The following is a 12,725-nucleotide window of genomic DNA, read 5'->3' as shown; positions in this document are numbered from 1 at the left end:
TATTTAGACAGACCCGACTGGGTACAAAACTAAATCGTGAAAACCTGTAATGACGGGAATGGGACCTGCTAGCAACTCATCCAATTCATGGCTGCCAGAATCAGAAACCAATGGCTTGCCTTCTAGATTTTGTAATTTAGTCTTTGTTGCCACCACGAGTAGATTTTGTTTACCAACAGTCTTGATGAATTCTGGGGAAAGTTGCTGATTTCCGCGACCTAGAATGTGACCTTGCCCACCAATCAGCGTAAGGACTACTTTTACCGTTTGATTTTTACAATACTCTAGCAAAGCCGCTGCCGTAAGATCGTTCGCAATGACTTCTTTATTCTTTATGAGGTCCACACCTAAAAGTGTATTTTGCAGCCCCATCTCATCCATTATACTCTCGACTGTGGAGCCGGACCCCATCACAAATAATGTTTCAGGCTGGTCATCCATTAGTTCGATCACATGCGCAGCAATATCGGATAAAACGAGTTCGTCTGATTCTTTGCCGCCCATTTTTACGGCTTGTATATAGGCTAGCTCTTCAGGTACTAGCATTTCACCGTAATGTTTCGCTAAAACGCGACCCGCTCGAAATTCAGACTCATCGATATCTTTGACTTCGCCAACCATCAAACTCACTAGTTCGCCTTTTACGACTTGGGCAACTACTTTGCCAGCAGCTTTGGGCGTAATAGCATATACGCCGCTGTGAATTTTACATCCGGCAGGAACTCCCACCACTGGGCATTTAGAATCAACTACTTCACATATGTTGCGCGCTGTTCCGTCACCGCCTGCAAACAGAATTAAATCGACATTTTTATCGATTAAGCGCTTAGCAGCTTCATTGGTATCGCTCGATTCTGTTTGTTGCTCTTTGTGTTGATACACAATTTCAAACTGGAAACCCATGTCGGACAGGACATCAGCCCCCATTTCACCTGACGCAGTAAAAATCTCTAGTTCATCCTTCAATGGCAATAAAGTTTGCAGGGCTATTGCCATTTTTTTTCCCGAAAGCTTTTCAGCACCGCTACTCAATGCCAAATCACGTATTTCAGCGCCATCACTGCCCTTTAACGCTAAAGCGCCACCAATACCTGAATAAGGGTTAATTACCAAACCTAACTTAAATCGACGATTCAAAGCGCGACTCCGTGTGTGTTGTTTTCCAAGCGGCCATCTCCCGAGAAACTACCTTCCAATTTGCGGCTATCGGTCTCGCTAAGGCATTGCGTCCTACTTAGGTTTATATTCGATAGCGCTTTTGTGTCATAAAAATGGTGAAGTGCGCACAAGAACTGTTCGGTTCTCGCATTGAAACCGGTGTCAATCAACTGCAGTAATTGACTTTCAACCGCTAACTCAAAGTTCTTACTGCAAGTTTCTTCGCCCTGCAAATTATCAATACTGACACGAAACTTAATATTTGCAGCAAGTGAAAAAGCGTATTCTAAGGCTTGAGGTTTTACTTCTACCGCCTCAAAATTTGCTTGCTGTTTTGCATCACGGCCATCCGGTAAATACCAGTATCCATAATCAACTTGTTTCCTTCGCTCTACTCCGGCGATACACCAGTGAGCGATTTCATGTAGTGCACTCGAAAAGTAATCGCGAGTAAATACGACTTGGTTGAATGAGCAAGAATCATCAGCGGGCAAGTAAATGGGCTCTTCAGAGTTCCCTACGAGTATCGTATTCTCCGTTTTTGCAAAACACTGATTGAACAGTTTGTTCAAGTCATCTGCTTTTTTAGTTGCGTTTTGCATATGTGCGTTTTGCATATGTCCGTTTTGCACATACACGTCTTGCACATGTGCGTCTTTCATGCGAGCACCTTGTATTTGTGCTTGTTGCAGTTCTATATGTCTTAGCTGATTCAAAAATACAAACTCATTGAATTGGTAGAATGTTCAAAAATGGATTCACATTATACTGTAAATCAAGGTAATCTGGGCATCGGTTTGAAAATATTTGTCGGCGAGGCAGGAAGCAATTTTGAACAAACAGATTAGACAAATACAGAATGACGGTCACGAGAACTTATCCTCACTGCCTTGGCAACGTGATTTACCCTTTGTCTCCACTTGGCAAATTACGCCTGAACATATTGATCACTATGAACATGTTAACAATGTTGCATACGTATCACAGTTAGAAACTCTTGCTTGGCAGCATTCCAATTATTTAGGGCTGACTATGCAAGAATACAAGCACCTCGATCGCGGAATGGTGATTCAACAACACGTGCTTAATTATCAAATGGCCTCGCACCTCGGTGATGAATTGGCTTGTGCTACATGGATTGTCGCCTGTGACAAAAAATTTAGACTTAGTCGTGAGTTTCAATTTATTTCAATGCGCAAACAGAAAACGGTGTTTACCGCACAAACCCATTTTGTGTGTGTTTCGCTTTCAACAGGCGCTCCGAAAAAAATGCCTGTTGAATTTGCCAGCATTTATGGCAATGCTGTAGTACAGCATCAAGCATAGATAAAGTGCGAACTTAAGGATTCAAAGGAATATGAACATGCACAAATTTTTTGCACTGATTTTGGTCCTATCATTGGGCTTAAACAGCTATTTACTGTTTGAATTGAAGGCGCTAAATTCCTTGCTTGAAGAGGCGAAATCGCAGCGCTTGTTAGATAATGGTGGCGAACTCGATATTACTCAAGATGAAAGTGGCGCATTTAATGAAAATATCAGTTCAGATAATCAAGAAAAGGACAATACAAACAACAACGCCGAGAATAAAGCCTTGCAACAACAGATAGTCCAAGCAAATGAAGCTCCTGAAAACATGTCAGGCGATGAATTATTCAATTTGCTGCAAGACTTACAAAAGCAACAAAACTACAACGACTTAGTCCTTCCACTTCGCGCTTACTTAAAGCTCTACCCCAGTGATTACAGGGCTTGGCTAATAGAAGCAGATCTTATTTTACATACTGAACCGCTTAGCACTGCCATCGCTTTTTATTATGAGCTGTTAGATAAAAACTTACCTGAAGGTGAAGAAGAGAAAGTTAAGAGTATTATTCAAGTCAATACATCTAAAGTCATTCAACAACTCTCCGGCGATACTGCGTGGGATTTACTCGCTACCTTCATTGAACCTCTTTTACAAATAGATCCCTTAAACAGCCGCTACATCATTGGCTTGGCAAAGGCATACGGCAAACAAGGGCAAGTCAACTTGATGGAAAACGCACTTGCCGCTTTACCCTATGATGACTCACGAGCTCAAAAACTGCGCTCATCTATATATAATCCAAAGACGCAAGACGAACAAACACTAGCGGATGAGCCGGAAGCTAGGATGGAAACTGCGAGTGTGTCCAAACGAAAAATACCTGTTTTCGGAAATGGGCAACAATTTTTTGTACAAGCTAAAATCGACCGCTACCGTCGAACATTCTTAATAGACACGGGCGCATCTACCACTGCAATAAGCCATGCTCTTTTCATTAAACTTCCGACAAGAGACAAAGAGTTTGTTGGGCGCTTTAACGTGCAAACGGCTGGAGGAAGTATTGAAGCCCCTCTATATAGATTATCGGCAGTTACAATTGGTGAAATTAAAATGAATAACGTGAGCGTGATAGTGCTACCTGAAGAGAGTTTTAGATCTAACTTTAAGGGCTTACTGGGAATGAATGTGTTACGAAACTTTGATTTTAGATTTGACCCTGAAAATCAAAAGATGAGCTTGTTTGAACGTTAAGCGATTTATGCTCTATCGCGATAGAAAGTCGGCATGAGTGCCGACTTTCTATTCGATATTTACAGACTTGCAGCCAATCGAGTGCCTTGGTCAATAGCACGTTTCGCATCCAATTCCGAAGCGAAGTCAGCACCACCAATAAAGTGATGAGGGGCTGTTAAACCTTCTGCCAGGGCTTTTTGCGGCTCTTGCCCCGCACACACAATGACGTTGTCCACCGCTAATACTTGCACTTCATCATTGATCCTAATGTGTAGACCAGCATCATCTATTTTCAAATATTCAACGCCGGCTAACATTTTAACGTTTTTCTTCATCAATCCTACACGATGCGCCCAGCCCGTTGTTTTACCCAAGCCAGCGCCTACTTTGCTTGATTTACGCTGCAACAAATAGATCTCTCTCGGCGATGGTTCAGGATCAGCTTGCATACCTTCAACACCACCTCGAGCTTGAAAGGTCATATCAACCCCCCACTCTTTCATGAATGCAGGGATATTGGTGCTTGTTGATTGCTTGCCGTGAGATAAAAACTCAGAAGTATCGAAGCCAATACCGCCAGCGCCCATAACTGCTACACACTTACCTACAGCCTTTTTATGCTTCAACACGTCAATATAGCTAAGCACTTTCGGATGGTTTATACCTTCAACATCTGGCGTTCTTGGTATTATTCCGGTTGCCAGCACTACCTCGTCAAAATCCAGTTTATTTAGTTCTGCTGCAGTAATACGTGTATTTAACTTCACCTCTACCCCGTGCAATGCAAGCATTACACCGAAATAACGAAGTGTTTCGTAAAACTCTTCCTTGCCAGGAATTTGTTTTGCTATGTTGAATTGACCACCAATTTCAGTATCGGCATCAAACAATGTCACTGTGTGACCACGCTGAGCCGCGGTGGTTGCCGCAGCTAAACCAGCAGGTCCTGCACCAATTACAGCTATATTTTTTACTTTTGTTGTCGGTTCAATCGCAAATTCGGTTTCATGACAAGCTCTAGGGTTAACTAAACAACTTGTCATTTTTCCTTCAAATACATGATCGAGGCAGGCTTGGTTGCAACCAATACAAGTATTAATGTGGCTTGTCTTGTTTTGCTGCGCTTTAATAACAAAATTTGGATCAGCCAAGAAAGGACGTGCCATAGACACCATATCAGCGTCACCGCGTGCAAGCACTTCTTCAGCCACTTCTGGCGTATTAATTCGGTTTGATGTAATAACTGGAATGTTTAAGGCTTGTCTAAACTTCGCTGTCACCCAAGTAAACGCGGCCCTAGGAACTTTAGTTGCTATCGTCGGTATACGTGCTTCATGCCAACCTATACCGGTGTTAATTATGGTTGCGCCCGCTTTCTCAATTTTCAGCCCTAGCTCGACTACTTCATCATAAGTTGAACCACCCTCAACTAAATCGAGCATAGACAAGCGATAAATAATAATAAAATGCTCACCCACTGCTTCACGCACTTTACGCACAACTTCGATGGGTAGTTTGATTCTATTTTGATATTCACCACCCCATTGGTCTGAGCGATGATTGGTGCGTTGAGCTATAAATTGATTTAAGAAATAACCTTCAGAACCCATAATTTCAACGCCATCATATCCCGCGCGTTGCGCTTGCAAAGCGGTAAAAACAAAGTCATCAATTTGCTTTTGAATACCGGCTTCATCTAGTTCTTTTGGCGTAAATGGGTTGATTGGTGCTTGCACAGCTGATGGTGCTACAAGGTTTTTATTGTAAGCATAGCGCCCCGTATGCAAAATTTGCATGCAAATTTTGGCACCCTCTGCATGCACCGCTGCGGTGACTTCTTTATGGTGCTCTACAGCCTCATCTGAGTCTAAACGTTTGGTGACCGCGTGAGTTGCACCTTCGTCGTTTGGTCCAATACCACCGGTAACAATAAGACCAACACCACCTCTGGCCCGCTCAGCAAAAAACGCAGCCATTCGCTTATGTCCATTTGGAAGTTCTTCTAAGCCTGTGTGCATAGAGCCCATAAGGACGCGGTTTTTAAGGGTAGTAAACCCCAAGTCGAGAGGACGAAATAAATGAGGGAAAGGAGTATTAACTGCTGATGTCATGCTGTGCCCTTTTAACTTATCTGTTTTTTATGAAGCCAGTACGGTGTTTTTCAGTTCGTAAGGAAGAGTCCGTGAACTATTTTGTTGAGTTAAATGGCAAAGATTGCCACTTAACTTAATGATTTTAAATCGCATAAAAGAATGAATGCTCAATGAATTAACACTAATCGACGATATTATTTGGGAGATCTTTTCTCACTTGTTGCCAAATTTTGCCACTCTCAATTCCGTAGGTTCTTACTACTGTAATAACACGTTCTGCATCATCTTGAGATAACACTTCAAGAAGTTGCTGATAGTATTGAGTCGCAACGTCACGTGCCGGTTGATGTGAAAAGAAATATCCTCCGATGCGTGCATAAATACTTCTAAAACCGTTCATCATCAACACATACACCGGGTTATTCGAAGCAAAAGCTAGATCATGATGCATCTGATAATCGAACTGAGCAAAAGACTTGCCGTCTTGCTCTACATCAGAATAACTAGCAATAATTTCTTTGCACTTTTCAGCATTTTGTTTGAATGCTGCACGCATAAATACCGCACTCAAGTTAGTTCTGGCAGACAAAAGGTTATCAACTAACTGAGGTCGACCATCTTGATCTAAACGAGCTAAGGTTTCCAAGATATTTAAACCGCAGGTTTCCCAAAAGTTATTCACTTTAGTAGGCTTGCCGTGCTGAATAGTTAACCAACCATCTCTAGCGAGACGCTGCAATACTTCACGCAGTGTTGTTCGCGTTACACCAATCAGCTCAGACAGCTCTCGCTCCGCTGGAAGGATAGTCCCCGGTGGAAATCGACCACTCCAGATAGACTCAACAATGTACTCTTCAGCAAAACCAGCTGGACTTTGGGATTTGTAAATCATACGTATTACAAACAACGTGTTATTAAAAAGTTAACTGATTGTACCAGATGGATGAAACAAGGGAAGTATTAATCTGTATTTGTAAGTTCTACATAGCACTTCGCAGCAAATTAAGGCTTTATATGGGCATTTAATAAGCAGATATATGCAAAATACCGACTTAAATTGGAGAGAACTAAATTTTATCGAACATTCACTTATAAACTTACAAAAAATCACCTAACACTATGTATTAATACACAAATAACAAGCTCAACAATAATTAAATAGTAAAATAAAACAAAAAAATAATAAGAAAACCAACAAGTTGCTAGGTACTTAGTTTTATTCATTGTACAATGGTGAAAACACATCGTGAATAGCGCTGATGAATTGTAATTAGCCATGCGATGTTGTGTACATATTTTAAAGAGCCTGATAATTTGTTTAAACCCTATTCAAGTATTCCTGATTTAATTGAAAATTTAGAATCAGAAATGCAATCCATACAAGATACCATCGCGATTTTGAAGCGAGCCCCAAAAAACTTCAATGAAGAAATTATCTTAAAATATATTGATACCTGCAGTACCGGAAAAACGAAAGATTTCGTCCGTTCAATGGATGTTAAATCAGAGCGAGGCTCTTTGTTTTCCTCGGGTGATGTAAGTAAGTTAATAAAAGACGGTGCTGACGATATTTCGCCTGATTTACTGGCGATTGCGCGAAAAGTCGTGAATATTAAAAAGAAAAACAGTAAACATCGTTAATTCGTAATATACTCCATATATCCTTTGAGGCCTTTTTAGGCTGAATAAGATTAAAAGTCTGGTTTTGTGATGGTGATAACAAATCAGATATTATATTTTTCACCAAAAGAAAAGAGAGCAATATGAGTAAAGGTACAGTTAAGTGGTTCAATGCAGATAAAGGTTTCGGTTTTATTACTCCAGAAGACGGTAGTAAAGATTTGTTCGTACATCATTCAGAAATTCAATCTGGCGGTGAATACGCTACATTGAATGACGGCCAAGCGGTTGAGTTTGAAGTTGGACAAGGTCAAAAAGGCCCATGTGCAAATAAAGTTGTTGCGGTTTAATTACTAGCTAACAATCCAGCATTTGGAGGCATTAGCCTCCAAATGCTAATTTTTCAAACTTCCTAGTAACTTACCGGTATTACTTTTACATCAGTCATAGCCCCAACGCGTTACACTTACGTTTTTTATTTCCCAGTTGTTCTAGTCTTTAAATAAAAACTTCGTAACCACAGTTCCTACAAAGATTGTTTTTAATATGCCTCAAACATCGAACAATAATCTAGCAAAAAAACATATTTTAAAGCGCGAATCCCGTTGTCATAACCATATACAACACACCGAAAGCCCTAAAGTTTTTACTGTTTTCATCCGAAAACTTAATGAAATGAAAACATCTCCCTACTTAACATTCAATAATATTGCACAGTGGCGCTTAAAGTTGTCATCTCCGCATAACAAGGTAATGAAATGAAAACGTCTATCATCGAAGCCGTCTATAAAAACTTTCTAGGTCCAGCACCTGATTGGTATAAGAAGACAATTATCGCTTTCTTAATAATGAACCCTGTAATCTTCATGATTGACCCTTACATCGCGGGTTGGACCCTAATAGTACAATTCATCTTCACGCTTGCGATGGCGCTTAAATGCTATCCATTGCAACCTGGTGGTCTCCTCTTAATACAAGCCATGTTTATAGGGATGACGACTCCCGAACATATGATGCACGAGATAACCATGAATATTGAAGTAGTGCTGCTGCTAGTATTCATGGTCGCGGGTATCTACTTTATGAAAGACTTGTTGATGTTTTTATTTACAAAACTCGTCATCAACGTTAAAAATAAAACAACCCTTTCCTTAGCTTTTATTGCCGCATCAGCCTTTTTATCTGCCTTCTTAGACGCGTTAACCGTTGTTGCCGTTATTATTAGTGTTGGCTTAGGCTTCTATACAATTTATCATCGCGTTGCCTCTGGTAAAGACTTTCATCATGACCATGACCACACTGCCGATGATGCTGTTGACCAACCAAGTAAAAATGACTTAGATGATTTTCGTGCATTTTTAAGAAACCTGATGATGCATTCAGCCATAGGTACGGCACTTGGTGGTGTTATGACAATGGTCGGGGAACCTCAAAATCTAATTATCGCCGATAAAGCATCTTGGGGTTTTGCTGAATTCTTTATTCGAATGTCCCCTATCACTATTCCAGTATTCTTTATGGGTTTAGCGACAACTTACTTTTTAGAAAAAACCAAAACCTTCAGTTATGGCGCTCAAATTCCAAAAGTTGTTCGAGGGATACTTGTCGATTATGACGCCCATATGGATAAAGAGCGCACAACTCGAGACAAAGCCAGACTCGCTGTGCAAGCACTTATAGGTTTGTGGTTAGTTGTAGGTTTAGCAGGACATTTCGCTTCTGTCGGTCTAATTGGCTTATCTGTCATTATCTTAGCAACATCGATGAGTGGCATCATTGAAGAGCATGCGCTTGGCAAAGCGTTTGAAGAAGCTCTGCCTTTCACGGCGCTTTTGTGTGTTTTCTTTGGTATTGTCGCAGTGATCATAGACCAAGGACTATTCCAGCCTGTTATAGAGTGGGTACTCAGCTATGAGGGTAAGACACAGCTTGTCTTATTCTATTTGGCTAATGGCGTGCTCTCAATGGTCAGCGATAATGTCTTTGTTGGCTCAGTCTATATAACAGAAGTGGCTGCAGCACTAAAAGAAGGTGCTATCACCAGAGACCAATTTGATATGTTAGCCGTAGCAATAAACACAGGGACTAACTTACCGAGTGTTGCCACACCTAATGGTCAAGCCGCTTTCCTATTCCTATTAACGTCCGCAATTGCGCCATTACTGCGCTTATCATACGGTCGCATGGTTTATATGGCATTGCCGTATACTATAGTGCTTACCATCGTTGGTTTAGCGGCTGTCTATTTCGGTTTGTTAGAAAGCACTGAATGGTTGTATCAACAACACTTGATCGAACATCACAGTGCTACGGAAGTTTTAGATAAAGGAAGTAGTGGAAATCATTGATTTTATCAATCGAAATAAACTATTGTATGCCAATAAGATTGAAATAATGGGAAGCGTTTAATGTTGTATTCTCTTCAACAATGGTCACACACTCGAGCTTCGTGGCAGACTTTGCTGTTATCCGCAGCAATTCTAGTTGGCCTTGCTCTGTATTTTCAGCATATTGAAGGGCTGAAGCCCTGCATTATGTGCATATATCAGCGCACTGCTGTGATTGGCATATTTATCGCGGGATTCATTCCACTGGTGAATAATACGTTTTTCACGAGGCTAATTGGGTTTGCAGTATGGGGCACAGCCTCTGTGAAAGGCTATTTACTTGCTTCAGAGCACAAAGAGATTTTATTTGGTGAAAACTCTTTCTTAGTTCCGTGTGCAATCGAGCCTAACTTCCCAAGCTTCATGCCTCTGCACAAATGGTTCCCTGATCTATTTGGTGCACCTGGTGATTGTTATGAAAATAGTTGGCAATTTCTTAGCATGGGGATGGCAGAGTGGATGCAGATAATTTTTGCAATGTACACTGCCGCATTTATCTTTATGTTTGTTCTACAATTTATTTCATTTCCAAACAACAAATCGATTAGACAAAAGAAAATCTAATCAAGATCAGTTAACGGCCATGTAACGATGTAGTCCTCAAAGGATTGCAGATCAGCATCATTTTCGTTAACTGTTCGCCCTCTGGTAGAAATACCCAATTCATGCATCTTGGTTTTTTTGCCTTTATTCAACAAAGGATGCCAAGATGCGAGTCCACGACCTTCATGCATTCGTCTATAACTGCAGGAACTCGGCATATAAAAGATATCTTTCAAATTGTCTTTTGTTAACGTGACGCAATGCGGGACTAACTCACTTCGTTTTTCGTACTGCGTGCATTCACATTTTTTTGTATGTAATAGTTGGCATACAATATTGGTAAAAAAGACTTCTTCACCTTCCTTTCCAATAGCGGTTGGTAAAGCTTCAAATTCGCTAATTTCACCTGCCTCATCATCGTCGATGAACTTATGCAAACAGCACTTCGCACAACCGTCACAAATAGCCTCCCACTGTTCTTTATTCATATCTTCAAGCTTTGTGTCTAACCAAAACTTAGAGTCCATCAGTGCTTTTGTGTGTGGCGTTTTTCTCATTATTTATTACCTGATTCACTGCAACTTACTTGAGTTGAAATTGAAAAGTGATCTGTCAATATAGCTTCAATTGAGTCACCAGCGTGCAATGGCCCAACGCCTTTTGGTGTGCCTGTTAAAACAACATCTCCTGGTAGCAGAGTGAAACACTTCGAAATTTCACATACTAATTTTAACATTGGCGTTAGCATTAGGTTTGTGTCGCCATTCTGGACTAATTGCCCATTAATCATCAATTGAAATGTAAAGCATGTTTTGTGCTTAAGAGAGTCTACAACAAGAAACGGTGACAAAGGGCAACTACCGTCAAACGATTTAGCACGCTCCCATGGCTGCCCCGACGCTTTTAGTCTCGACTGTTCATCTCGTAACGTAAGATCTAAGCCTAGACCAATTCCTGAAATAGCTTGAGATGCTTCGTCTTCAGTCGATTTCGATAAGCGACGGCCGATCAGTAATGCGATTTCAAGTTCATTATGACACTCTCCTTGATCGCAGGGAATATCCAAGGTTTTTTGCATGTCTACAATTGCCGTAGAAGGCTTCATGAACAATAAGGGGACATCACTCACCTCATTGCTCATTTCTTGAATGTGGTCCATATAATTGCGACCTACACAGACAACTTTACCCACGGGTAAATCAATCGCATGCCCACTTTGACTAGTATGCAGGTAAGTAGATGAGTGAGTTTCATTAAGCACTAACATGCTAGCTCCCCTTGCGGATCCTATCAGCTAAGTAACCTACTGAAACACCGAAATAAAGTGAACGATTCCAACGCATTAAGGTATGAAAATTGTTATAAGCTAGGTAAATACGTCCATCGATACCATCAGGTAAAATCAATGAGGCCTTAATATTAACAGTGGGCAATGGTGATTCATCAAACTTTGTGACGCCTAAAATATCCCAAGCAGGCATCCTTAGCATTCTATCTTTTGCCAGACCCGAGTACTTGTTTAGGCTCGTGATATCAAATTTATCACTTAGTTTCACTTGACGACCCCAAGTTTGCTGACCATTCCACCCTTCTTTTGATAGGAAATTTGCGATTGAAGCAAATACATCCTCTGGTGTAGACCATATATCCTTTTTGCCATCACCATTACCGTCTACTGCGTAACTTAGGAATGATGTTGGCATAAACTGACTTTGCCCCATAGCACCTGCCCATGAGCCTCTAAAATCTTCAATCGGTACATGCCCTTCTGATAATATTGTCAGCGCGGCAAAAAACTGTTTTTTAAATAAAGATTCTCGACGGCCATCGAAAGCAAGAGATACCAACGAAGATAGAACAGGGTGACTCCCTTGAATACGTCCAAAGTTGCTCTCATTCCCCCACAAAGCGACTATAAATCGTTTCTGCACACCATACTGCTTTGCCACTTTATCAAGCAGTTCTGCGTGTTGCTCCATCTTCTCTACTGCTTGTTTCACTTTCCAATCTGGCACTCTGGTGCTTAGATACTTATCAAGTGTCATCTTCGTTTCTGGTTGGTTTTTATCCGCCTTGACCACTTTCTCACGCAGTTTGATAGACGCGAAAGCCTTGTCTAATAGCTCATTTGAAAATCCTTTTAACTCGGCTTCAGCACGCAACTGCGTTAAATAGTTTTCGAACTTAAGCTCTGCTTCATTTTGTACAGAAGAGCTGAGCTGTTTGTCAGTAGCCTCTGTAGCGATATTTTCTTGCGCGAAGGACTGGCTAGCAAATGCCAGAGAAAACAAACATGCGATTGAAGTAATGAATAATTGAGTTCGGCCTTGACTCTTCAAAGTACAATTAAGATTTCGAATAAATAACAACATAGTAAGCCCT

General features: G+C 40.9%; 13 protein-coding genes. 6 read left to right on the top strand and 7 right to left on the bottom strand.

The genetic code is table 11. The features are described 5' to 3' along the window. Window positions 1-3: 3 nt before the first annotated feature. Both ACKLNX_RS14370 and ACKLNX_RS14365 read right to left on the bottom strand, forming a co-directional pair. A complete protein-coding gene (locus tag ACKLNX_RS14370; RefSeq protein WP_412972864.1) occupies window positions 4-1,137 on the bottom strand; it encodes an ATP-NAD kinase family protein in 1,134 nt (377 codons plus the stop codon). Then, complete coding sequence (locus ACKLNX_RS14365; protein WP_412972863.1) at window positions 1,134-1,820, bottom strand: elongation factor P hydroxylase; 687 nt, start codon at window positions 1,818-1,820, stop codon at window positions 1,134-1,136. The genes ACKLNX_RS14370 and ACKLNX_RS14365 overlap by 4 nt, the downstream gene beginning before the upstream one ends. 169 nt (window positions 1,821-1,989) lie before the next feature. On the opposite strand from ACKLNX_RS14365, the gene ACKLNX_RS14360 reads away from it, so the two are divergent. Together ACKLNX_RS14360 and ACKLNX_RS14355 are read left to right on the top strand one after the other, a co-directional pair. Then, window positions 1,990-2,484: an acyl-CoA thioesterase gene (locus ACKLNX_RS14360; RefSeq protein ID WP_412972862.1), complete on the top strand. Its 495-nt coding sequence runs from the start codon at window positions 1,990-1,992 to the stop codon at window positions 2,482-2,484. A gap of 37 nt (window positions 2,485-2,521) precedes the next feature. Beyond that, the gene (locus tag ACKLNX_RS14355) at window positions 2,522-3,718 is read left to right on the top strand and encodes a TIGR02281 family clan AA aspartic protease (RefSeq protein WP_412972861.1); all 1,197 of its coding nucleotides are present in this window, start codon (window positions 2,522-2,524) and stop codon (window positions 3,716-3,718) included. A 59-nt stretch (window positions 3,719-3,777) separates the two neighbouring features. Here the strand turns inward: ACKLNX_RS14355 and ACKLNX_RS14350 are convergent, their stop codons facing one another. Both ACKLNX_RS14350 and fadR read right to left on the bottom strand, forming a co-directional pair. After that, on the bottom strand, window positions 3,778-5,811 hold the full coding sequence (locus ACKLNX_RS14350) for an FAD-dependent oxidoreductase (RefSeq protein WP_412972860.1): 2,034 nt from the start codon (window positions 5,809-5,811) through the stop codon (window positions 3,778-3,780). A gap of 163 nt (window positions 5,812-5,974) precedes the next feature. After that, window positions 5,975-6,685, bottom strand: a complete 711-nt coding sequence (gene fadR, locus ACKLNX_RS14345) for a fatty acid metabolism transcriptional regulator FadR (RefSeq protein WP_412972859.1) — start codon at window positions 6,683-6,685, stop codon at window positions 5,975-5,977. Between the two features lie 476 nt (window positions 6,686-7,161). Between fadR and ACKLNX_RS14340 the strand changes: the two genes are divergently transcribed. The 4 genes from ACKLNX_RS14340 (at window position 7,162) to dsbB (ending at window position 10,364) form a co-directional block, all read left to right on the top strand. Further along, entirely contained in the window at window positions 7,162-7,434 is a 273-nt protein-coding gene (locus ACKLNX_RS14340; protein WP_411694255.1) for a hypothetical protein, read from the top strand. Window positions 7,435-7,556: 122 nt separating this feature from the next. Continuing rightward, window positions 7,557-7,763 carry a cold-shock protein gene (locus ACKLNX_RS14335; RefSeq protein ID WP_411694041.1) on the top strand — a complete coding sequence of 69 codons (207 nt, stop codon included), beginning with the start codon at window positions 7,557-7,559 and terminating at the stop codon, window positions 7,761-7,763. A gap of 408 nt (window positions 7,764-8,171) precedes the next feature. Further along, a complete protein-coding gene (gene nhaB, locus ACKLNX_RS14330) occupies window positions 8,172-9,761 on the top strand; it encodes a sodium/proton antiporter NhaB (RefSeq protein ID WP_412972858.1) in 1,590 nt (529 codons plus the stop codon). A 60-nt stretch (window positions 9,762-9,821) separates the two neighbouring features. Further along, on the top strand, window positions 9,822-10,364 hold the full coding sequence (dsbB, locus tag ACKLNX_RS14325; RefSeq protein ID WP_411694043.1) for a disulfide bond formation protein DsbB: 543 nt from the start codon (window positions 9,822-9,824) through the stop codon (window positions 10,362-10,364). On the opposite strand, the gene ACKLNX_RS14320 is transcribed toward dsbB, so the two are convergent. The 3 genes from ACKLNX_RS14320 to ACKLNX_RS14310 are packed head-to-tail and all read right to left on the bottom strand — an operon-like array spanning window position 10,361 to window position 12,715. Then, window positions 10,361-10,900 (bottom strand): YcgN family cysteine cluster protein, encoded by a 540-nt coding sequence (locus tag ACKLNX_RS14320; RefSeq protein WP_411694044.1) that lies wholly within the window; start codon window positions 10,898-10,900, stop codon window positions 10,361-10,363. The genes dsbB and ACKLNX_RS14320 overlap by 4 nt on opposite strands. Next, complete coding sequence (locus ACKLNX_RS14315) at window positions 10,900-11,610, bottom strand: fumarylacetoacetate hydrolase family protein (protein ID WP_411694045.1); 711 nt, start codon at window positions 11,608-11,610, stop codon at window positions 10,900-10,902. The genes ACKLNX_RS14320 and ACKLNX_RS14315 overlap by 1 nt, the downstream gene beginning before the upstream one ends. Window position 11,611: 1 nt before the next feature. After that, window positions 11,612-12,715: a lytic transglycosylase domain-containing protein gene (locus ACKLNX_RS14310; RefSeq protein ID WP_411694046.1), complete on the bottom strand. Its 1,104-nt coding sequence runs from the start codon at window positions 12,713-12,715 to the stop codon at window positions 11,612-11,614. Window positions 12,716-12,725: the final 10 nt, after the last annotated feature.

Source organism: Glaciecola sp. MF2-115 (genome assembly GCF_047250385.1).
In the GTDB taxonomy this organism is placed as follows: Bacteria; Pseudomonadota; Gammaproteobacteria; order Enterobacterales; family Alteromonadaceae; genus Glaciecola.
The sequence above is the reverse complement of the archived record's forward strand: the minus strand, read 5'-3'. Positions and strand labels throughout refer to the sequence as shown.